The following is a 24,593-nucleotide window of genomic DNA, read 5'->3' as shown; positions in this document are numbered from 1 at the left end:
AGCTATCGGGGTTTTTTTATGCTTACTAGCCTTTGTTTGGTTGGATAACTAAAGCGTTGGGATATTTTTTCTTGAGAAAAATTAAATTGCGTTCTGCTTCAATACGAGATTTAAAATTACCTACCCATACTTTGTAAGCGGGTGTATAAAAAACTATGGTTGCATCGTATTGATTGTTCTCTTTTTTGAACTGAGCTAAGACTTTTTTAGATTCTTCACTAGTACCATTGAAAATCTGAATTTTATAGCGATTATTGACGGTTATAGCCGCATTGATTTTTCGTTTTTCAGCCATTAATTGATCAATTTTAGGGTCTTGATTTACAGTAACATTTTGACTGTAATTTATGTTAAAATTGAAAAAAAATAAGGTAGAAAATCCGACTTTAAAAAGTAATTTTTGATTTAAAAATCTCATAATCTTTTGATTTTTATGCAAATGTAAGGGTATACATTTGGAATTGGGTAAAAAAGTTATTTAGAATTAATATAAATTGTTATTTAAGATACTTTTAAGGTTTTGATAATACTGCATAAATCGTATTTTTGCTCAAGTTTTTAAAAAAGTGTATGGTTTGATGTGTAAAAACGCAATAAAAACTATGCCAAAACGTCGATAATCATTAATAATATGAAAAAAGTGGGTAACCATAATTCGATTTCGAAAATTTATTCCTTCGGATTAGCAGTAATGCTAACTTTTTCCCTTTCAACCTTTGCACAAGATAAGCCAGCTGAAGCTGCTGCGACACCTGCTGCTGCTGCGCCTGCTGCCGATGCCGCTGCTGCGCCTGCAGGAGGTGGTGATGCTGCTAAAGGAAAGGAATTGTTCAACACCAACTGTGCGGCTTGTCACAACTTAGACAAAAAGATGACGGGTCCAGCGTTGCGTGGAGTAGCCAACAAGTATGACAAAGCATGGTTATACAAGTGGATCAATAACAGTTCCGCTTTGATTGCTTCAGGAGATGCAAAAGCGAAAAAAGTATTCGAAGAAAATAACAAAACTGTAATGACAGCTTTTCCTCAGTTGTCTACTGCAGATATTGATAACATTATAGCGTATACTTCTGAGCCAAAACCAGAAGCTCCTGCTGCTGTTGCAGGTGCTGCCGGTAAAGGGGGCGAAGGTGCTGCTGAAGGTGGTTTGTCAAATGAAGTAATTCTTGGAGCACTTTCTCTAGTAATGTTGATGTTGGTAGTAATGTTGTTCTTAGTGAACAATGTGCTAACCAAAATCGCAAAATCCAATGGAGTTGAAGTTCCTGCTGCGGGTAACCCAATGAATATTTGGAGATCATTTGCTAAAAATCAATTTTTGGTTTTAGTGACCTCTATCTTCTTGTTGTTGGCGAGTGGTTATTTTGCTTACGGTTACTTTATGCAGGTGGGTGTAGATCAGGATTATGCTCCTATTCAGCCTATTCATTATTCACACCGAATCCATGCGGGAAGCAATGGTATTGATTGTAAATACTGTCACTCTGCGGCACGTGTAAGTAAAAATGCAGGTATTCCTTCATTGAATATTTGTATGAACTGTCACAAAAATATTTCTGAAGTATCAGATACTACGGCTACTGCTGAATATTCTAAAGCATTTTATGATGCTCAGATTCAAAAATTATATGATGCAGTGGGTTGGGATAAATCGACTCAAAAATATACAGGTAAATCGCATCCAGTGAAATGGGTACGTATTCACAACTTACCTGATTTTGCTTACTTCAATCACTCTCAACACGTAACTGTAGCAGGTATTGAGTGTCAAAAATGTCACGGACCTGTACAAACGTATGAAGTACAAAAACAATTTGCTCCATTGACTATGGGATGGTGTATTAACTGTCACCGTGAAACGGAAGTGAAAATGGAAGGTAATGCTTACTATGAAAAAATCCATGCGGAGTTATCCAAAAAGTATGGAAAAGACAAGTTAACCATCGCAGATATGGGTGGTTTAGAATGTGGTAAGTGTCACTATTAATCAATTATTAAGAAGCTAATATTTATATACGATGTCATCTAACAAAAAATACTGGAAAAGTGTTGAAGAACTAAACGAAAATAGTTCTATTGTTGAGACGCTTAGAAATAATGAATTTGTGGAAGAAATCCCAACGGATGAATTCTTAGCTGATGGTTCATTATCTTCTTCATCAACTACCCGTCGTGATTTCTTAAAATACGTAGGTTTTACTACAGCTGCTGCTACATTGGCAGCGTGTGAAGGACCTGTTCACAAATCAATTCCTTACGTAGTTCAACCGGATACAATTATTCCTGGTGTAGCAGATTATTATGCTACGACTATGTTTGATGGGTTTGATTTTGCGAATTTGTTGATTAAAACTCGTGAAGGTCGACCAATTAAAGTTGAAAACAACCGTTTAGCTGGAGCTAAGTTTGCTGCAAATGCTCGTGTACATGCATCAGTGTTGTCTTTGTATGATAGTTTGCGACTTCAAAATCCAAAAATTGACGGGAAAAATGCTTCTTGGTCTGATGTAGATGCGCAAGTAAAAGCTTCTTTGGCTGAAGCAAAAGCTTCAGGAAAGCAAGTTGTATTATTAACGAATACTTTGGCAAGTCCATCGACAGAACGTTTAGTTGCTGATTTTATCGCTAAAAACCCAACAGCTAAACATGTTATTTATGATTCAGTTTCAGAATCGGCTGCCTTAGATGCTTTCGAAGCCGTTTATGGTGAACGCGCTCTTGCTGATTATGATTTTTCAAAAGCGAATACTATTGTTTCTATCGGTGCAGATTTCTTAGGAGATTGGCAAGGTGGAGGCTATGATAGTTCTTATGCTAAAGGACGTGTGCCTCAAAATGGTCAAATGTCCAAACATTTCCAATTTGAAGCCAATATGACTTTGTCAGGTGCTGCTGCTGATAAGCGTGTAGCAATGACAGTTGCCGATCAAAAGCAAGCTTTAGTAAAAATTTACAATGTAATTACAGGAGCTTCTGTTGGTACAAATAAAACTGCTGCAGATGCTGAAATTGCAAAAGCGGCAGAACAATTGAAACAAGCTGGTTCTAAAGGACTTTTGGTTTGTGGAATTCAAGATAAAAATGCGCAATTGTTGGTGTTTGCAATCAATCAAGTATTGAAAAGTGAAGCCTTAGCTACTGCTGGTGTTCGTTATACTCGTAAAGGGAATGATGCACAAGTAGCACAATTGATAAAAGATATGACGGCTGGAAACGTTCACACTCTTATTATGAGTGGTGTTAATCCAGTATACACTTTAGCAAATGGAGAAGCTTTTGGAGCAGCTCTTGGTAAAGTAAAATTGTCTGTTTCTTTCACACAACGTGAAGATGAAACGGCTGCTAAATCTAAAATTGCTGCTGCGGCTCCTCATTATTTAGAATCATGGAATGATCATGTGTTGACTAAAGGAACCTATTCTTTAACGCAACCTACGATTCGTCCTTTATTCAATACAAAACAATTCCAAGAGGCTTTAATGTCATGGAATGGAGTAAGTGGTAATTACTATGATTATTTAAGAGCAGGTTCGGCAGGTTTCTTAGGAAATGCAAGTTGGAACCAAACCTTACATGATGGTGTTGCTGTTTATGGCGGTGCTGGTTTAGCGGGAGGAACTGCTGATTACGCAGGTGCTGCAAATGCATTGGCTAGTTCAAAATCGAATGGTGTTGAATTGGTATTGTACACCAAAACGGGTATGGGTGATGGCCAACAAGCCAACAACCCTTGGTTACAAGAATTCCCAGATCCAATTACACGTGTATCTTGGGATAACTATGTGACTATTTCACAAGCGGATGCCAAAGAATGGAAATTAGAAAACCGTTTGGTTGCCAATGGTGGTTTGAATGGTAGCTATGTAACTTTAGCCATAAATGGTGCTGAATTGAAAAATGTTCCTGTAATTGTTCAACCTGGACAAGCAAAAGGAACAGTAGGTTTAGCTTTTGGTTACGGAAGAAAAGCCGCTTTAAAAGAAGAAATGCAAGTAGGTGTTAATGCTTACGCTTTATACAAAGACTTCAATAATGTACAGTCAGTAACTGTTACTCCTGAATCAGGAGAACACGAGTTTGCTTGTGTACAGTCGCACAAAACTTTAATGGGTCGTGGTGACATTGTTAAAGAAACGACATTAGAAGTTTTCAAAACTAAAGATGCTGAAATTTGGAATCCAGTTCCAATGGTATCTTTAGATCACAAAGAAACAGAAGCTACAAAAGTAGACTTATGGGAATCTTTTGATCGTTCAATCGGACATCACTTTAACTTATCAATTGATTTAAATAGCTGTACAGGTTGTGGAGCTTGTGTGATTGCATGTCATGCTGAAAACAACGTACCAGTAGTTGGTAAATCTGAGGTAAGAAGAAGCCGTGATATGCACTGGTTACGAATTGACCGTTATTATTCTTCAGAAGAAACTTTTGCTCAAGATGTTGAGAAAAAAGAAGGATTTGATGGTTTATTTGGTGATAAAGGTTCATTAGGTGGATTTGGTCAAATGGAGAACCCATCAGACAACCCTCAAGTTGTTTTCCAACCCATCATGTGTCAACACTGTAACCACGCTCCTTGTGAAACTGTATGTCCAGTAGCAGCAACTTCACACGGTCGTCAAGGTCAGAACCAAATGGCGTATAACCGTTGTGTAGGTACGCGTTATTGTGCAAACAACTGTCCGTATAAAGTACGTCGTTTCAACTGGTTCTTGTACAACAACAACAGTGAATTCGATTTCCATATGAATGACGATTTAGGTCGTATGGTTGTGAATCCAGATGTTAACGTTCGTTCACGTGGGGTTATGGAGAAATGTTCTATGTGTATCCAAAAAACACAGTTGACTATTTTGACAGCAAAACGTGAAGGTCGTCCAGTTGATGTTAACGAATTTGAAACCGCATGTTCTGCAGCTTGTAGCACAGGATCTATGGTGTTTGGTGATGTTAACAACAAAGAAAGTGATGTGGCAAAATTGGCAGAAAGCAACCGTATGTACCACTTGTTGGAGCATGTTGGAACGAAGCCGAATGTATTCTATCACGTAAAAGTTAGAAATAACTAATCATTAAATTAATAAGAAACACTATATAGGATTATGTCGTCTCATTACGAAGCACCCATTAGAAAGCCATTAGTTATAGGTGATAAAACTTATCACGATGTAACTGTTGATGTTGCTGCTCCTGTAGAAGGAAGAGCCAACAAACAATGGTGGACCGTTTTTTCAATTTCTTTGGCAGCATTCCTTTGGGGAATAGGCTGTATCGTTTATACCATCTCTACAGGTATCGGAACCTGGGGTCTTAACAAAACTGTTGGTTGGGCCTGGGATATTACCAACTTCGTTTGGTGGGTAGGTATCGGTCACGCAGGAACTTTGATTTCTGCAGTATTGTTATTATTCCGTCAACGTTGGAGAATGGCGATTAACCGTTCTGCTGAGGCGATGACTATCTTCTCGGTAGTTCAAGCAGGTTTATTCCCTGTAATTCACATGGGTCGTCCATGGTTGGGGTATTGGGTATTACCTATTCCAAACCAATTTGGATCCTTGTGGGTGAACTTTAACTCGCCACTTTTATGGGACGTATTTGCGATTTCTACGTATTTATCCGTTTCATTAGTTTTCTGGTGGACAGGATTATTACCTGACTTTGCGATGTTAAGAGACCGTGCAGTAACTCCTTTTACTAAAAAAGTATATTCTATATTAAGTTTCGGATGGAGTGGACGTGCTAAAGATTGGCAACGTTTTGAAGAAGTTTCACTTGTTTTAGCAGGTCTAGCAACTCCTCTTGTACTTTCTGTACACACTATTGTATCCTTTGACTTTGCTACTTCAGTAGTTCCAGGATGGCACACTACCATCTTCCCACCTTATTTCGTTGCGGGTGCTGTATTCTCTGGTTTTGCCATGGTAAACACACTTTTGATTGTAATGCGTAAGGTGTCCAATCTTGAAGCCTACATTACGTTACAACATATCGAATTGATGAACATCATTATCATGATTACGGGTTCGATTGTAGGGGTAGCATATATCACTGAGTTATTCGTGGCTTGGTATTCAGGTGTAGAATATGAACAATACGCTTTCCTTAACCGTGCAACAGGTCCTTACGCTTGGTCGTACTGGATGATGATGACGTGTAACGTGTTCTCTCCACAGTTCATGTGGTTCAAAAAATTAAGAACAAGTATCATGTTCTCTTTCATTATTTCGATTGTAGTAAACATCGGTATGTGGTTTGAGCGTTTCGTAATTATCGTAACTTCATTGCACCGTGATTATTTACCGTCTTCTTGGACTAAATTCTCACCAACTTTTGTAGATATTGGAATTTATATTGGAACAATCGGCTTCTTCTTTGTATTGTTCTTATTATATGCACGTTCGTTCCCTGTAATTGCACAAGCAGAGGTTAAAACTATTTTGAAGTCTTCGGGTGACAACTACAAGAGAGCACGTGAAAAAGAAGGACATAATCATCATTCAGATAATCATTAATAAAAGTCATGAGCAGTACTAAAGTTATTCACGCACTATATAATGATGATGATGTATTAATGGATGCTGTAAAGCAAACACGTAAAGCACATCATCATATCGAGGAAGTTTTTACTCCTTTCCCGGTTCACGGATTAGATAAAGCTATGGGTCTTGCACCTACGCGTTTAGCAATCTGTGCGTTCATCTACGGTTGTATCGGTATTTCCGTGGCTACTTGGATGATGTGGAACATTATGATCAACGATTGGCCTCAAGATATTGGAGGTAAACCAAGTTTCTCTTATCTTCAAAACATGCCGGCTTTCGTCCCCGTGATGTTTGAGATGACGGTATTTTTTGCAGCGCACTTAATGGTTATTACTTTTTATATGAGAAGTAGATTGTGGCCATTCAAAAAAGCAGAAAATCCAGATGTGAGAACTACAGATGATCACTTTTTAATGGAAGTAGCAGTATCAGGTAACGAAGAAGAAATGGTTTCTTTCTTCAAAAACACAGGTGCTGTTGAAGTTAAAGTAATTGAAAAGCACTAAGAAGATGAAGAATATTTTAAAATTATCCTTTATGGTAGGAGCTGTAGCTTTGATGACAGCTTGTAAAGATGATAAATCGCCGAACTATCAATATATGCCTAACATGTATGAATCGGTGGCTTATGAAACCTATTCTGAATCTAATGCTTTTCGTTCACCAAATGCTAAATCAGAAAACGGTAAAGAAGGTCAATTGCCTCCTGCTGGAACAATCAAAAGAGGGTATGTTCCTTATGAATTACCCAATACTCCAGAGGGTTATGCTGCTTCTAAAGCGGTAACGAATCCTTTCCCTGCTGAGAAAATGGATGCTAAGAAAGCAGAAGAGTTATTTAATATTTACTGTGCCATTTGTCACGGTACTGCGGGAGACGGTAAAGGTAAATTGGTAACGCAAGGAAAATTCCTTGGAGTTCCAAACTACAAAGACCGTCAAATCACTGAAGGTAGTGTGAATCACGTAATCACTTATGGATTAAATTCTATGGGTTCGTATGCCAATCAATTGAATCGTGAAGAACGTTGGTTGGTTTCTAACTACGTGATGCAATTGAAAAGTAAATTATAATTGTAGAATTATCAGATTGTTATAGATATGTACACATTTTCACAAAAGTTAAAAACTACCGCTTTCATACTAATTGCTCTAGGATTAGTAGGAATTGTATACGGGTTTTTATCTACTCCGAAAACTATAGAAGATGTTGAGAAAATTGTGGCTGCAGCTCATCATGAGGGTGGTCATGAAGGTGGTCATGAAGCTGCTGCTTCTCACGATTCTCACGAAGCCGTTTCGCATGAAGGTCATGATGAAAAAGCATCTGCAGCTCATCACGAAACAGAATCAGCACATGAGACATCTGCAACTGCTGAACCTGTTGCACATGAAGCACACGATTCAATCAAAACAGAAACAACTGATACTACCCATGTAGCTGTAGCTCCTGTAGCTGAAAAACATGAAGTAAACGTGGTTGCGAAAGAAGAGAAAAAAGTAGATGCAGCTAAAGAACACGAAGAACACATTCAACATGTTTTTCATCAATTACAAAATAAACCATGGGCTGCTTTGTATGTAGCGTGTATTTTCTTCTTGTTAGTTACTATGGGTGCCTTAGCATTCTATGCAATTCAACAAGTAGCACAAGCAGGTTGGTCACCCGTATTATTCCGTGTTATGCAAGGAATCACGGCTTACTTACCGGTAGGTTCTGTAATTTTCTTTGTATTGTTGATTTTATCAGGTACACACGTGAATCATTTATTTCCATGGATGGCTGAAGGTGTAACCGATGTAAATTCACCTGACTATGATGCTTTAATTGCAGGGAAATCAGGTTATTTAAATTTTGGTTTTTGGATTGGTAGAGCAGCTGTATTTTTAATTGGTTGGAACTTATACCGTTTTTATTCAAGAAAGAATTGTTTAGCTCAAGATGAAGCCAACGATGATTTCTACTACAAAAAGAACTTCAAGTTATCAGCCATGTTCTTAGTATTCTTTATCGTGTCTGAATCAATCATGGCTTGGGACTGGATTATGTCACTTGACCCACACTGGTTCAGTACATTATTTGGATGGTATGTATTTGCAAGTTTCTTTGTAAGTGGTATCACTACAATTTCAATGGTTACGCTTTACTTGAAATCAAAAGGTTATTTAGAGTATGTAAATTCAAGCCATATCCACGATTTATCAAAATTCATGTTTGGTATTAGTGTGTTCTGGACATACTTATGGTTCTCTCAATTCATGTTGATTTGGTATGCTAATATTCCTGAAGAGGTTACGTATTTCATTACTCGTATCAACGATTATACCTTACCATTCTGGGGTGCTGTAGGATTGAACTTCATTTTCCCATTCTTGACATTAATCAATACAGATTTCAAACGTGTAGCTCCAATTGTAGTTACAGCTGGTGTTGTAATTTTGTTTGGTCACTATATTGATTTCTTCAACATGATTATGCCTGCAACAGTAGGTGACCAATGGTATATTGGAGTTTCTGAAATCGGATCCGTATTGTTCTTCTTAGGTTTGTTCATCTTGGTTGTATTTACAGCGCTTACTAAAGCTCCGTTAACACCAAAACGCAATCCTTATATGGAGGAGAGTAAACATTTTCATTATTAATATTTAAAGAAAAGAACAAATGACAGGTTTATTAGTAGTTCTTGTTGTAGTTTTACTAGCAGTTGCTTTATGGCAATTAAGCAAAATTTTTGCTCTTACTCAGATTGGAAAAAAACCCGAGGGAGAAGTAACGAATGTAGCCAACGATAATGATAACAGAATCAACGGTTACTTACTATTCGGATTCTTAGGTTTCATTTATTTGATAACAATTGTTTGTATTGTAAAATACGGTGCATTTCCTTTAATGGAAGATTCAGCTTCTGAACATGGTAAAGAAGTAGATCAATTGATGTGGATTTCGATGATATTGATTTTTACTGTTCAAACCATTACTCAGGCATTATTGCATTACTTTGGATACAAATACAGCGGTAAAAAAGGTCAAGTTGCAACCTATTTATCTGATAACAACAAATTAGAGTTTATTTGGAGTTCTATCCCTGCTATTGTATTGGCGGTGTTGATTTTCTTCGGACTTTTCACATGGAATGATATCATGTTCGTGAATGAAAAAGAGGAGAAGCCTATTGTAATTGAAATCTATGCTCAACAATTTAAATGGACTGCTCGCTATGCCGGTGACGATAATGTTTTAGGTAAAGCTAACGTTCGTTTGATTGAAGGTATTAATACTTTAGGAGTAGATTTAGCAGATCCAAATGCACAAGACGATATCGTAGCGGAAGAATTGCATTTGCCAAAAGGTAAAAAAGTGATTTTCAAAATACGTTCGCAAGATGTATTGCACTCGATGTACATGCCACATTTCCGTGCACAGATGAACTGTGTTCCAGGTATGGTTACACAATTTGCTTTCACACCAATCATGACTACACAAGAAATGCGTGATACGAAAGCCATGACTGAGAAAGTGCATCACATTAATGAAATTCGCAGTCAAAAAAGCAAACAATTAGAAGCAGAAGGTAAACCAGCTTTGGATCCGTATACTTTTGATTATTTACTTTTGTGTAATAAAATTTGTGGAGCTTCACACTACAACATGCAAATGAAAATTGTAGTTGACTCTCCAGAAGATTATAAAAAATGGTTAAAAGAAAAAACTACCCTAGTACAAGCTGTTAAAAATGCAGCGAAAGAAGAAGCGGCTACAGCTGCTGCAGAAGCTGGAAAGCCTGCAGATTCAACCGCTCCTAAAAACGATACTACAGTAGTTGCTACTAAATAATTAGAAAAATATAATTGATTTATATCATATGAGTCACGCACACGACCTTCACATTGACGATCATGCACATGATCACCACCACAAGGACACATTCATTACTAAATATATTTTTAGTATTGACCATAAAATGATTTCTAAACAATACCTACTTACTGGTATTATCATGGGAATCATAGGTGTGGGGATGTCTTTATTGTTCCGTATGCAATTAGCATGGCCAGAAGAATCTTTTAAAGTATTTAAATTCTTCTTGGGTGAAAAAATGGCTCCTGAAGGAGTAATGACCAATGAAGCTTATTTGTCATTGATCACTATTCACGGTACCATCATGGTATTCTTTGTATTAACAGCTGCTTTAAGTGGTACGTTCAGTAACTTACTTATTCCATTGCAATTGGGGGCTCGTGATATGGCGTCTGGTTTCTTAAACATGGTTTCTTACTGGTTATTCTTCTTGTCAAGTGTAATCATGGTTATTTCCTTGTTCGTAGAATCAGGACCTGCATCAGCGGGTTGGACAATCTATCCTCCATTGAGTGCCTTACCACAAGCGATTGCGGGTTCAGGTTTAGGGATGACCTTATGGTTGGTTTCTATGGCGATCTTTATTGCCTCTTCTTTATTAGGTTCGTTAAACTATATCGTTACGGTATTGAACTTACGTACTAAAGGGATGACCATGACGCGTATGCCACTAACTATTTGGGCATTTTTCATTACTGCTGTTATTGGTGTGATTTCCTTCCCAGTATTATTGTCTGCCGCTTTATTGTTAATCATGGACCGTAGTTTTGGTACTTCTTTCTTCTTGTCAGATATCTATTTAGCTGGAGAAGTATTGGATTACCAAGGAGGATCACCGGTATTGTTCGAACACTTATTCTGGTTCTTAGGACACCCTGAAGTATATATCATCTTATTACCTGCATTGGGTATCACTTCTGAAGTTATCGCAACCAATTCACGTAAACCAATCTTTGGTTACCGTGCGATGATCATGTCTATCCTTGCGATTGCATTCTTATCTACAATTGTATGGGGTCACCACATGTTTGTTTCCGGTATGAATCCATTCCTTGGTTCGGTATTTACCTTCACCACGTTATTGATTGCAATCCCATCTGCCGTAAAAGCATTCAACTACATTACTACCATTTGGAAAGGTAACCTTCAGTTAAACCCTGCCATGTTATTCTCTATCGGTTTAGTATCTACTTTTATCACCGGTGGTTTGACAGGGATTATCCTAGGAGATAGTACACTCGATATTAACGTTCACGATACGTATTTCGTTGTAGCGCACTTCCACTTAGTAATGGGTATCTCTGCACTTTACGGAATGTTTGCAGGTATCTACCACTGGTTCCCTAGAATGTACGGACGTATGTTGAACAAAACCTTAGGATATGTTCACTTCTGGGTTACTGCCGTTTGTGCCTACGGTGTATTCTTCCCAATGCACTTTATCGGTATGGCAGGTCTACCACGTCGTTATTACACCAACACCAATTTCCCAATCTTCGACGATATGCAAGATGTAAACGTAGTGATTACTATGTTTGCCTTAATCGGTGGAGCATTCCAATTGGTTTTCATTTACAATTTCTTCAGTTCAATCTTCTTTGGTGAAAAAGCACCTCAGAATCCATGGAGATCCAATACATTAGAATGGACAGCACCTGTAGAACACATGCACGGTAACTGGCCTGGCGAAATTCCAGAAGTACACCGTTGGCCTTACGACTACAGTAAGCCAGGTCATGATGAGGATTTCGTACCACAAAATGTACCGATGAAACCCGGAGAAGAAGTTCTTCACCACTAAAATATACAAAAGCCTTTCTTCGGAGAGGCTTTTTTTTATTCCTGCCAACTTGTACTATATTTGTAGTATGAACGAAAATTTAGATCCCACCAACAAAGGCTATAATCCCGAAGAACTCGATGTCGAGAAAAAATTACGTCCGCTCTCCTTCGACGATTTCACAGGTCAAGATCAAGTGCTCGAAAACTTAAAAGTTTTCGTAAAAGCAGCCAACCTTCGCGACGAAGCGCTGGATCATACCTTGTTTCACGGTCCGCCTGGCCTCGGTAAGACTACGCTAGCCAATATTCTAGCCAATGAATTAGGGGTGGGAATCAAAATTACTTCGGGGCCAGTACTGGATAAACCAGGTGATTTGGCTGGTTTGTTAACCAACCTCGAGGAACGCGATGTGTTGTTTATTGATGAAATTCACCGCCTAAGCCCTGTCGTTGAGGAATACCTTTACTCTGCGATGGAAGATTTCAAAATTGACATTATGATTGAAACCGGACCCAATGCGCGTTCCGTTCAAATCAGTTTGAATCCGTTTACCTTGGTAGGTGCAACAACACGTTCCGGTCTATTAACGGCGCCTATGCGCGCACGCTTCGGCATCCAATCCCGATTGCAATATTATAATACCGAATTACTCACCACCATCGTGCAACGCAGTGCGACCATTCTCGGCGTACCCATTTCCATGGAAGCGGCAATCGAAATTGCAGGACGCAGTCGAGGAACGCCGCGTATTGCCAATGCACTTTTGCGTCGTGTACGCGACTTTGCCCAAATCAAAGGAAATGGAAAAATTGACATCGAAATTGCTCGGTATTCCCTGCAAGCCTTACACGTGGATGCCCACGGTTTGGACGAAATGGACAATAAAATTCTCTCTACCATCATCGATAAATTCAAAGGAGGCCCTGTTGGATTATCCACATTAGCAACCGCAGTTTCCGAAAATGGCGAGACCATCGAAGAGGTGTACGAACCATTTTTAATCCAAGAAGGTTTCATCATCCGCACACCACGCGGACGTGAAGTAACCGATAAAGCGTACCGCCATTTGGGAAAAATCAAAAGTTCGTCCCAAGGGGAATTGTTTTAAAGGCATTCCCCCGAATCAAGTCAGAAGTATTCATCACGAACTCGGTCGGGGGCGGGCTTTCCGCAGTACGCGCCCTCCTAACGTCGGTCGGGTACTTCGCTTCAATCCCTAATGCAAATGAATTCCAATCGCGTCCATACTACCCAACAAATTAAAGCTGAAGCCAAGCGCCTCGGATTTTTGTCGTGCGGTATTGCAAAAGCGGGTTTCCTGGAAGCCGAAGCACCACGCCTCGAACGTTGGTTGAAAAATGGCTTTCAAGGGGAAATGCATTACATGGAAAATCATTTTGATAAACGATTAGACCCAACGCTATTGGTCGATGGGGCTAAAAGTGTCATTTCATTATTACTCAATTATTATCCTGAACATACACAAAATCCTGATTCGTATCAAATCTCCAAATACGCTTACGGTCAAGACTACCACTTTGTCATCAAAGACAAACTCAAAGAATTGTTACATTTTATACAAAATGAAATCGGCGAAGTCAACGGTCGTGCCTTTGTAGATTCGGCACCTGTTTTAGATAAAGCTTGGGCCGCCAAGAGCGGACTCGGTTGGATCGGTAAAAATGCCAACTTAATCACTCAAAAAACAGGTTCGTTTTATTTTATTGCCGAACTCATTGTTGACCTCGAACTCGATTACGACACGCCCACCACCGATCATTGTGGCACTTGCACGGCTTGCATCGATGCTTGTCCCACTCAAGCCATAGTAGCGCCTTATGTGGTCGATGGAAGCAAATGTATTTCCTATTATACTATCGAGTTGAAAGACCAATTACCTACCGAAATGAAAGGCGCTTGGAACGATTGGATGTTTGGTTGTGACGTTTGTCAAGATGTATGTCCTTGGAACCGATTTGCAAAACCCCATCAAGAACCCGCTTTCAATCCGCATCCTGATTTGTTGCAGTTTACCAAAAAAGATTGGGAGGAAATCACCGAAGAAACCTTCCGAAAAGTGTTTAAAAATTCGGCGGTTAAACGCACCAAATTTGAAGGACTCCAACGCAACATCGACTTCCTTAAATAAATCCCGCAATTGTTTCGCTTTTCAACGGATACTTATACCTTTGTAGTTAGACAAATTTTGAAAAATGGATAACAACTCGAGTAAACGCCGGGCCGCATTATTGTATCATGCGAAGCCTACACCGGGTAAAATTAAAATTGTTCCAACCAAGAAATACGCGACACAACGCGATTTATCTTTAGCGTACTCTCCAGGAGTAGCGGAGCCTTGTTTGGAAATTGCCAAAGACGTCGATAACGTATATAAATATACTTCCAAAGGGAATCTTGTAGCTGTAATTTCAAATGGTACAGCTGTCTTAGGGCTAGGTGATATTGGTCCCGAGGCCTCAAAACCCGTTATGGAAGGGAAAGCACTATTGTTCAAAATCTTCGCCGATATTGATGTTTTTGATATCGAAGTTGGGACAAAAAACGTGGAGGAATTTATTGCCACTGTAAAAAATATTGCACCCACTTTTGGCGGAATCAATCTGGAAGATATCAAAGCCCCCGAATCGTTTGAAATTGAACGACGTTTGGTGGAGGAATTGAATATCCCCGTTATGCACGATGACCAACATGGAACTGCTATTATTTCTTCAGCGGCCTTGTTGAATGCCTTAGAATTGGCTGGAAAAAAAATCAACAAAGTTAAAGTAGTAGTTTCTGGAGCAGGTTCAGCAGCATTAGCGTGTGCGAATCTCTATGTGCTTTTGGGTGTAAAACCCGAAAACATCGTCATGTTTGATAAAGACGGTGTGCTGCATAAAGACCGTACCGATTTATCCGATTTGCAACGCCGTTACACCAATGCCAAAGCAGGCACTACAATGACGGAAGCCTTAAAAAAGGCAGACGTATTTTTAGGATTGTCCGCAGGAAATATATTGACGCCAGAAATGCTTTTGGGTATGGCCAAAAACCCCATTGTTTTTGCCATGGCCAATCCAGTTCCCGAAATCGATTATCATTTAGCGATTGCTACCCGTAAAGATATCATCATGGCAACGGGTCGTTCAGACCATCCCAACCAAGTGAATAATGTATTAGGATTCCCGTATATTTTCCGTGGAGCCTTAGATGTTCGCGCCACAAAAATTAACGAAGCCATGAAGATGGCCGCAGTTAAAGCCTTAGCCTGTCTAGCCAAAGAGTTGGTGCCCGAGCAAGTAAATATTGCCTACGGTGAAACCAAGTTGGCTTTCGGTCGCGATTACATTATCCCGAAACCGTTCGATCCACGTTTAATTTCCAAAGTGGCACCCGCTGTTGCGAAAGCCGCAATGGAGTCGGGCGTTGCACAAAATCCCATCACGGATTGGGAAAAATACGAGGAAGAACTCATGGAACGCATGGGCTCGGATAATAAAATGGTGCGTTTATTGATCAACCGCGCCAAAACTGATCCCAAACGTATTGTATTTGCCGAAGCCGATCAGTTGGATGTGTTGAAAGCCGCCCAGATTGTCTATGAAGAAGGTATTGGAAAGCCTATTTTATTAGGAAGAAAAGAAGATATTTTAGAATTAAAAGAGGAAATCGGTTTTGACGCCGATGTGCCGATTTTAGATCCCAAAACCAAAGAAGAAGACGAGCGACGCATGCGCTATGCCGAAATTTTCTGGAAAGAACGCCAACGCCGCGGAATTTCTTTATTGGATGCCCAAAAATGGATGCGCGAACGCAATTATTTTGCCGCCATGATGGTCAATGAAGGCGATGCGGATGCAATGTTATCTGGGTATTCACGTAGTTATCCTTCGGTAGTTCGTCCGTTGATGCAGTTAATTGGAAAAGCACCTGGCATTTCATTGATTGCGACAACCAACATGATGATGACCAATCGCGGGCCAATGTTCTTGTCAGATACCGCAATCAACCCGAATCCAACGGCTGATGATTTAGCTAAAATTGCTTTAATGACAGCAAAAACGGTGCGTATGTTTGGTATGGAACCCGTTATTGCGATGGTTTCGTTTTCCAACTTTGGGTCGTCCACTCATGAAAGTGCGAATAAAGTCCGCGAAGCCGTTTCTTACTTGCATAAATATTATCCCGATTTGATTGTGGATGGTGAAATTCAAACCGATTTTGCCTTGAATCCCGATATGTTGAAAGCGAAATTTCCGTTTTCAAAATTGGCGGGTCGTAAAGTCAACACCATGATTTTCCCCAATTTAGAATCGGCGAACATTACCTACAAACTCTTGAAAGAATTGTATAAGGTAGATTCCATCGGACCCATAATGTTGGGGATGGATAAACCGGCGCATATTTTCCAATTGGGAGCCAGTGTGGAAGAGATGGTCAATATGGCTGCTGTAGCCGTGGTTGATGCACAAGAAAAAAGCAAACGATTGAAAGAATTAATTGTAAAAAAATAGGCTAGATTTTGAGGCATGACGCATCAAAACTATTTTTTCTATATTTGAAGAAACTATATCAGAAATATGATTGCACACATTCAAGGTAAATTAGTTGAAAAATCACCCACAGAAGTGGTAATCGACTGCAATGGAGTGGGGTATCACATTCATATTTCTTTACATACTTACGGCTTACTTCCGCAAACTGAAACGGTGCGGTTGTATACCTGTTTATTAATTAAAGAAGATGCGCATAGTTTGTACGGTTTTGTTGAAAAAGCTGAACGCGAATTGTTCAAGTTGTTGATTTCTGTTTCCGGAATTGGAGCTGGAATAGCGCGTACCATGTTGTCTTCTTTAGATCCCAAACAAATTATTGCAGCCATAGCTAATGGCGATGTGGGAACCGTGCAATCCATCAAAGGAATTGGAGCAAAAACGGCACAACGTGTAATTTTAGATTTGAGGGATAAAGTGTTAAAAATCCATGATGTAGGGGAAGTTTCCCTGGTGTCATACAATACAAATCGGGATGAGGCGTTATCTGCGTTAGAAGTTTTAGGATTTCTTCGTAAAAATGCTGAAAAGGTCGTTGATAAAATTATGAAGGACCAACCTGATGCAACCATTGAAACCATAATCAAACAAGCTTTAAAAAACCTATAACTGTTGAAAACAAACAGCCGGAATAAATCATTATTACTCAAGTTCTTTTGTTTCTTTTTGATGTTGACTGCTTGGAATATCCAAGCACAAACAACACCAGAGGAAGAAGAGGAAGAAAAAGAAAGAGAAAAAATTGAAGGATACAACACGGGAGCCATCAAATTAGGAGATCCCAAAAGTGTTGTAGAAGCCTATACCTACGACCCAACCATTGACCGTTACATTTTAACTAAAACCTTTGAAGGTTTTAATATTAATTATCCGTTAATATTGACCCCAAAAGAATACGAGCAATTGGTGATGCGGGAATCCATGCGGGATTATTTTCAAAAGAAATCCAGAGCCGTAGAAGGAAAAGGCGATGAAAAGGATAAAAAAGATTTACTTCCTCGCTACTATGTAAACTCTAGTTTTTTTGAATCTATATTCGGAAGTAATACCATCGATATCAAGCCTACAGGTTCGGTAGAAGTGGATTTAGGAGTACGCCATACCAAGCAAGACAACCCTTCGTTTTCTCCGCGTAACCGTTCGACCACGACCTTCGATTTTAACCAACGCATCAGCATGAGTTTGATGGGGAAAGTGGGGACACGTTTGAACGTGAATGCCAATTACGACACCCAATCCACGTTTAATTTTCAAAACTTAATCAAACTTGAATACGCTCCCACAGAAGACGACATCATTCAAAAAATTGAAGTCGGAAATGTGAGTATGCCACTTAATAGTACTTTGATTCGTGGAGCACAAAGTTTATTTGGGGTGAAAGCCCAATTGCAATTTGGAAAAACAACGGTAACAGGTGTTTTCTCAGAACAAAAATCACAAACGAAAACAGTGACTTCGCAAGGCGGTGGAACGATTCAAGATTTTCAATTGTTTGCACAAGAATACGATAACGATCGCCACTTCTTTTTATCCCAATACTTTAAAAACAAATACGATTTTGCGTTACGTAATTATCCCTTCATTGATAGTCGGGTGCAGATTACCCGAATCGAAGTTTGGGTAACCAACAAACAAAATCGCGTTAACAATACCAATAATAACCAACGAAATATTATAGCGCTTCAGGATTTAGGGGAAACCCGATTGACCGATACCTATGATAATTCTGTGTTGGCCGACAATCGCGTTGTAGCGGTTCACCCGGATGAGATCACCAATGGATTCTTCTTGAATCCAACGGATGCTCCAACCGACAACTCGAACAACCGATATGATCCGGCTTTAATAGGCACAACAGGATTGTTGAATTCGGGGATTCGCCAAATTTTCACAGCGGGTGCGGGCTTTAACAATATCAACCCAGTAAGCGAAGGGACGGATTATGCCAAATTGGAAAATGCTCGAAAATTAGCGCCTTCTGAATATACCTACCACCCACAATTGGGGTATGTTTCCTTACAACAACGACTAGCCAATGATGAAGTATTAGCAGTGGCTTACCAATATACCATCGGAGGAGAAGTGTATCAGGTAGGGGAATTTGGAACGGATGGTGTTGATGCTACCCAAGTCAATACCAATACAGGCGGTCAGCAAGTGCCTACATCCCAATCGTTGATTTTGAAAATGCTGAAAAGTAGTTTGACGTTTGTTGACAAACCAATTTGGGGGTTGATGATGAAAAATATCTATCAAATTCCAGGCGGTTATCAATTGCAAAAAGAAGATTTCAAGTTCAATATCTTATATACGGATCCTTCGCCATTGAACTATATTGTACAGGCGAATCCAACTTCACCGCTTCCTAACGGAGTGCAAGACACCCCTCTTTTACGTGTATTTTCTTTGGATCAATTGAATTTTGCCAACGACCCACAAACAGGTGGTGACGGATTTTTCGATTTTGTACAAGGATTAACCATTGACCAACAAAACGGACGCATTATCTTTACCAAAGCCGAACCGTTTGGTCGTTATTTATTCGAAAAATTAAGAGGAACAACAGCTGAAAATTATTATGGGGATCCTACTTTAACCACAGATTTCAACGCTAACCAATCCAAGTACGTTTTTAGAAAATTATATACAAGCACCCAAGCTGCAGCACTTCAAGAAAGTGAGAAGAACAAATTCCAATTGCGCGGTAAATTCAAATCCTCAGGAGGGGAAGGAATTCCAATTGGAGCATTCAACGTGCCTCAAGGTTCTGTGGTCGTGATGGCTGGTGGACGTCGATTGGTAGAGGGAGTAGATTATACTGTAAACTATCAAGCCGGACGGGTACAAATTTTGGACCCATCCCTTCAAGCTTCCAATACACCCATCGAAGTATCTGTAGAGAACAATTCGGTTTTTGGTCAACAAACCCGCCGATTCATGGGGGTAAATGTGGAACACAAATTCAACAGCAAAGCGATGGTGGGTGCGACATTCCTAAAAATGTCAGAGCGTCCCTTTACTCAAAAATCAAACTATGGCCAAGAATCGGTAAACAACACCATGTTTGGTATCAATACTAACTTATCTTCAGAAGTTCCTTTCCTTACTCGTTTGGTTAATAAATTACCCAATGTAGATACCGACGTTCCATCAAACGTATCGTTCCGTGGAGAGATTGCTTATTTGATGCCCAATACTCCGAAAGGGGATCGATTCAATGGCGAATCAACCTTGTACGTGGACGACTTTGAGGGGTCACAAACCAATATCGATTTACGTTCCCCGTTGTCGTGGTTTATTTCTTCAACGCCAGAACGTCCAGCTACTGGGAATGTGGATTATTCCGATTTTAATGGAACTAGTTTTAATTTAGACTACGGTTTCAAACGCGCAAAAATTGCTTGGTATACCATTGATCCTATATTCTATACACAACGACCTACTGGAATTACTCAAGACGATTTGTCACTAAACAGTACGCGTCGTATTTATAGTTCCGAGTTGTATCCACAAACGGTAATTGCCCAAGGACAGTCACAAGTTGTGAGTACTTTGGATTTATCGTTTTATCCCCAAGAGCGCGGCCCCTATAACTTTAGTACGGCTACCCAACCCGATGGAACGTTACCCAACCCTGATACTAATTTTGGAGGGATTATGCGTTCGTTGAATTCAACGAATTTTGAACAATCGAATGTGGAGTACATCCAGTTTTGGATGATGGATCCGTATTATGATCCCAATAATCCAGGCGCAGCAGCAGATTTAACCAATACAGGACAAATCTATTTTAACTTGGGTGAAATTTCAGAAGATATTTTAAAAGATGGCCGTAAGTTTTATGAAAACGGATTGGGTCCAAACCAAGTGGTCACCAATGAAACGTGGGGGAATGTTCCCGCTTCTCAATCGTTAATTTACGCTTTTGATACCGATACCACTAATCGTAATGCACAAGACGTGGGTTATGACGGTTTGAATGATGCGGAAGAAGCGGCTAAATATTCCTCTTTTGCATCCTTCCCAGACCCCGCTGCAGATAATTATAATTATTATCTAAATGCCAATGGGGATGTTTTGGAACGCTACAAAAGTTATAACAACGTACAAGGAAACTCACCCGTTGATGTGACCGACACGAATCGCGGTTCGACCACCATTCCCGATGTGGAAGATATCAACCGAGACAATACCATGAATACGATTAATGCGTATTATGAGTACCGTGTTAATGTGTCTCAAACGAGTTTGTCCAATGTTGGGGCCAATTACATCACAGACATTCGTGAAACGGAAGTAACGGCTGCCAATGGATTGCCTGTGAAAGCCCGTTGGATTCAGTTTAAAATTCCGGTAGCGTATCCTACCAACACGATTGGAAGTATTTCCGATTTTCGTTCGATTCGTTTTATGCGTATTTTCATGACGAAATTCAACCAACCCATCACCTTACGTTTTGGTTCGTTGGATTTGGTTCGAGGCGAATGGAGACGCTATGAAAATACCCTAGATGCTGTAGATACTGATGTCACAGATGATGGAACCGACTTTGATGTTCAAGCCTTGAATGTTCAAGAAAATGGATCGCGTTCGCCAATTAATTATGTAACGCCTCCTGGAGTGCAATTGGAACAATTGTATCAAAACAATACGTTGATTCCACAAAACGAGCAATCGCTTTCATTGCGCGCTTCCGGATTAGGTTTGGAACCTGGTGATTCGCGCGGGGTGTTTAAAAATGTGAGCGTGGATATGCGTCAGTTTAAAAAAATCAAAATGTTTTTACATGCTGAGGCATTACCTGATACACCAAGTTCTATTGAAGATGATGAATTGGTCGGATTTATCCGTTTTGGTAATGACGTCACCGATAACTTCTATCAAATCGAGTTGCCCTTAAAGAAATCTCAATTCAATGACAATACGCCTTCAGCAGTGTGGCCTGACGCCAATCAAATTGATGTTTCCTTAAGTTTATTGACCCAATTAAAAGTCTTAGCCTTAAGTCATATTTACACGTCACCGGGAGAAATCTATTTCAAATACGAAGACGAATTGGATAATTCACTCTCTGGAAAAGCTAACAAAGCAAGACTAGGGATTCGAGGAAATCCTAATTTCGGATTGATTCGGGTTTTGATGGTGGGGATTAAAAATAATACTCACATTCTCAATACCGCACAACATCCCTTAAATCCGCGTCGTGTGGCTGGGGAAGCGTGGTTTAACGAATTGCGTATTGCCGATATGGACAACAAAGGCGGTATGGCGGCCGTAGCTAATTTAGATGCTAACCTTGCAGATTTTGCCAATTTATCGGCTACTGGTAAAATGAGTACTATCGGATTTGGGTCTATCGATCAGGGTCCGAATGAGCGTAGTCGTGAAGATATTTTGCAGTATAATGTAGTTACCAACATGAGTTTGGGTAAATTATTACCTAAAAAATGGAATATGAATGTTCCATTCAATTATGCGGTGGGTGAAGAAATCATTACCCCTAAATACGATCCGTATTATCAAGATATTGAATTGCAACAATTAATTGATTATACGGCCGATGAAGCGCAAAAACGGAATATTCGCAATCGGGCTATGGATTACACCAAGCGTAAGAGTATCAATTTTATTGGGGTGAAAAAAGACCGTGGTGAAAAACAAAAACCGCATTTTTATGATGTGGAAAATGTAACCTTGTCGTATTCCTATAACCAAATGGATCGCCACAGTTATGAATTGGAAAGTTACCAAGATCAGCAAGTCAACACGGCTGTAGATTATACTTATGCTTTTCAAAATAAACCGGTGGAACCGTTCAAAAAAGTGAAACGCTTCCAGAAAAGCAGTTATTGGAAATTGTTAAGTGATTTTAATTTTAATTTTTTGCCTTCCAATATTTCATTTAGTTCCAACATTAACCGTCAGTTGAACCGTCAAAATTACCGTTTGGTTGATGTGGAAGGTATTGGTTTGCAAACCCTATACCAACGTAATTATTTGTTCAATTACCAATACGGTTTTAATTATAATTTGACCAAATCGCTGAAAGTGAATTTCAATGCGACATCAAGTAATATCGTTCGTAATTATTTGGATGAAAATAATGTGCCTGATAACACGTACACATTATGGACCGATTTCTGGAATCCCGGATTACCGAATACGCACAACCAACAGTTGACCGTTAATTACGAATTGCCATTATCCAAAATTCCATTCTTGGCGTTTATCAAGCCGACCTATACATACAACGGAACGTATTCATGGCAACGTGCTTCGGTAGCTTTGTCTTCGTATACCGACGCCAATGGGGTAGTGTACAATTTAGGGAATACGATTCAGAATTCAGGTTCGCACAAGTTGAATACGCAATTCAACATGGAAACCTTGTATAAATATTTAGGGTTAACCAAAACAAAAAAGAATTCGAAGTCAACGCAAACGGCACCACCCAAACCGGGTCAAAAAATCACCAATACAACGGTAGCACCACAAGCAGAACGCAGTGTGTTTATGGAAGGATTGATCGGTGTGCTGACAAGCGTGAAAAATGTTCAAATTAATTACTCAGAAAATCAAGGGACAGCCTTGCCGGGATTCATTCCGGGCTTAGGGTTCTTCGGGTCGAGTAAACCTTCTTTAGGATTTGTATTTGGTTTACAAGACGACGTGCGTTTTGAAGCCGCAAAACGCGGATGGTTGACCACCTATCAGAATTTTAACCAAAATTATACTGAGGTGTTAAACCGAACATTAGATGTTACGGCGAACATTGATTTATTCCCTGACTTCAAAATTGATTTGTCGGGTAATCGCACGTATGCGACCAATTTCTCTGAGCAGTATGATGTGACTAATGGAAATTATAATTCGCGCTCACCGTATACAACGGGTAATTTTGCGATTTCTACCAATATGATTTTAACCTCGTTCCAACCGAGTGATGAGTTTGGATCGGCAGCTTTTGATAAGTTTAGAGAAAACCGTATGGTTATTGCACATCGTTTGGCGCAACAATATTACCAAGGTCCGTACAACTTAGACGCGGAAGGATACCCTGAACATTTTGGAAAAAATAGTCAAGATGTCTTGTTGCCAGCATTCATTGCTGCCTACACGGGTAAAGATGCGAATTCCGTGTCAACGGGTATTTTCAAAAACATTCCAATCCCGGGATGGAACATTAAGTACAGTGGATTGATGCGTTATAAATTTTTTAAAGATAATTTTAAACGATTCTCCATTCAACATAATTATAAGGCATCGTATACTATCAATGCCTTCCGATCTAATATTGATTATGTAGAAGGAGCTGTGAATCCGTTGAACAATAATTTTTATGCAAAAACCATTGTGGGTAATGTGAATTTAGTGGAACAATTCAGTCCGTTATTCCGCATTGATTTTGAAACTAAGAGTTCGTTTAAATTATTATTGGAAATGAAAAAAGACCGGGCGTTATCCTTCAGTTTCGATAATAATTTATTAACCGAACAACAAGGTTTGGAGTACATTGTGGGAACAGGTTTCCGATTTAAAGATGTGATCATTTCTTCGCGTCTAGCGGATAATCCAACAGGTGTTATTAAAAGTGACATCAATATCAAATTGGATTTGTCGTATCGAAATAGTAAAACCATAGTGCGTTATTTGGATTATAATAACAACCAATTGGGCGGTGGGCAGAATTTATGGTCGGCAAAAATGACAGCGGATTATTCGTTCAGCAAAAACTTAACGGCGATATTCTTCTATGATCATACCTTCTCCAAAGCGGTGATTTCAACCTCTTTCCCAATTACCAATATACGTACCGGATTTACCTTACGCTATAATTTTGGAAACTAATA

14 protein-coding genes are annotated in these 24,593 nt (G+C 39.5%); 13 read left to right on the top strand and 1 reads right to left on the bottom strand.

Going from position 1 to position 24,593, the window contains the following annotated elements; all coding sequences use genetic code 11:
* Window positions 1–25: 25 nt before the first annotated feature.
* Window positions 26–418, bottom strand: a complete 393-nt coding sequence (locus EQG61_RS01090) for an SPOR domain-containing protein (RefSeq protein ID WP_129460027.1) — start codon at window positions 416–418, stop codon at window positions 26–28.
* A gap of 213 nt (window positions 419–631) precedes the next feature.
* On the opposite strand from EQG61_RS01090, the gene EQG61_RS01085 reads away from it, so the two are divergent.
* From EQG61_RS01085 to sov, 13 genes are all read left to right on the top strand, one after another.
* Window positions 632–1,987, top strand: a complete 1,356-nt coding sequence (locus tag EQG61_RS01085; protein ID WP_129460026.1) for a c-type cytochrome — start codon at window positions 632–634, stop codon at window positions 1,985–1,987.
* A 31-nt stretch (window positions 1,988–2,018) separates the two neighbouring features.
* Window positions 2,019–5,072, top strand: a complete 3,054-nt coding sequence (locus EQG61_RS01080) for a TAT-variant-translocated molybdopterin oxidoreductase (protein WP_129460025.1) — start codon at window positions 2,019–2,021, stop codon at window positions 5,070–5,072.
* Between the two features lie 33 nt (window positions 5,073–5,105).
* Window positions 5,106–6,518, top strand: coding sequence for an NrfD/PsrC family molybdoenzyme membrane anchor subunit (gene nrfD / locus EQG61_RS01075; RefSeq protein WP_129460024.1), 1,413 nt, complete (start codon window positions 5,106–5,108; stop codon window positions 6,516–6,518).
* 8 nt (window positions 6,519–6,526) lie between these two features.
* Window positions 6,527–7,054 carry a DUF3341 domain-containing protein gene (locus tag EQG61_RS01070; RefSeq protein ID WP_129460023.1) on the top strand — a complete coding sequence of 176 codons (528 nt, stop codon included), beginning with the start codon at window positions 6,527–6,529 and terminating at the stop codon, window positions 7,052–7,054.
* Between the two features lie 4 nt (window positions 7,055–7,058).
* Window positions 7,059–7,622, top strand: a complete 564-nt coding sequence (locus EQG61_RS01065) for a c-type cytochrome (RefSeq protein ID WP_129460022.1) — start codon at window positions 7,059–7,061, stop codon at window positions 7,620–7,622.
* Window positions 7,623–7,649: 27 nt separating this feature from the next.
* On the top strand, window positions 7,650–9,191 hold the full coding sequence (locus EQG61_RS01060; RefSeq protein WP_129460021.1) for a quinol:cytochrome C oxidoreductase: 1,542 nt from the start codon (window positions 7,650–7,652) through the stop codon (window positions 9,189–9,191).
* Window positions 9,192–9,210: 19 nt separating this feature from the next.
* Window positions 9,211–10,383: a cytochrome c oxidase subunit II gene (locus EQG61_RS01055; protein ID WP_129460020.1), complete on the top strand. Its 1,173-nt coding sequence runs from the start codon at window positions 9,211–9,213 to the stop codon at window positions 10,381–10,383.
* A 28-nt stretch (window positions 10,384–10,411) separates the two neighbouring features.
* Window positions 10,412–12,208, top strand: coding sequence for a cytochrome c oxidase subunit I (locus tag EQG61_RS01050; protein WP_129460019.1), 1,797 nt, complete (start codon window positions 10,412–10,414; stop codon window positions 12,206–12,208).
* A gap of 67 nt (window positions 12,209–12,275) precedes the next feature.
* A complete protein-coding gene (gene ruvB / locus EQG61_RS01045) occupies window positions 12,276–13,298 on the top strand; it encodes a Holliday junction branch migration DNA helicase RuvB (protein WP_129460018.1) in 1,023 nt (340 codons plus the stop codon).
* Window positions 13,299–13,415: 117 nt separating this feature from the next.
* A complete protein-coding gene (queG, locus tag EQG61_RS01040; protein WP_129460017.1) occupies window positions 13,416–14,339 on the top strand; it encodes a tRNA epoxyqueuosine(34) reductase QueG in 924 nt (307 codons plus the stop codon).
* 64 nt (window positions 14,340–14,403) lie between these two features.
* Window positions 14,404–16,704, top strand: a complete 2,301-nt coding sequence (locus EQG61_RS01035; RefSeq protein ID WP_129460016.1) for an NADP-dependent malic enzyme — start codon at window positions 14,404–14,406, stop codon at window positions 16,702–16,704.
* A 66-nt stretch (window positions 16,705–16,770) separates the two neighbouring features.
* Window positions 16,771–17,352 (top strand): Holliday junction branch migration protein RuvA, encoded by a 582-nt coding sequence (ruvA, locus tag EQG61_RS01030; RefSeq protein ID WP_129460015.1) that lies wholly within the window; start codon window positions 16,771–16,773, stop codon window positions 17,350–17,352.
* A 60-nt stretch (window positions 17,353–17,412) separates the two neighbouring features.
* The gene (gene sov / locus EQG61_RS01025) at window positions 17,413–24,591 is read left to right on the top strand and encodes a T9SS outer membrane translocon Sov/SprA (protein ID WP_129460675.1); all 7,179 of its coding nucleotides are present in this window, start codon (window positions 17,413–17,415) and stop codon (window positions 24,589–24,591) included.
* The last annotated feature ends 2 nt before the right edge of the window (window positions 24,592–24,593 follow it).

Origin of the sequence: Flavobacterium stagni, from assembly GCF_004122105.1 — a bacterium.
Lineage (GTDB): Bacteria > Bacteroidota > Bacteroidia > Flavobacteriales > Flavobacteriaceae > Flavobacterium > Flavobacterium stagni.
The sequence above is the reverse complement of the archived record's forward strand: the minus strand, read 5'-3'. Positions and strand labels throughout refer to the sequence as shown.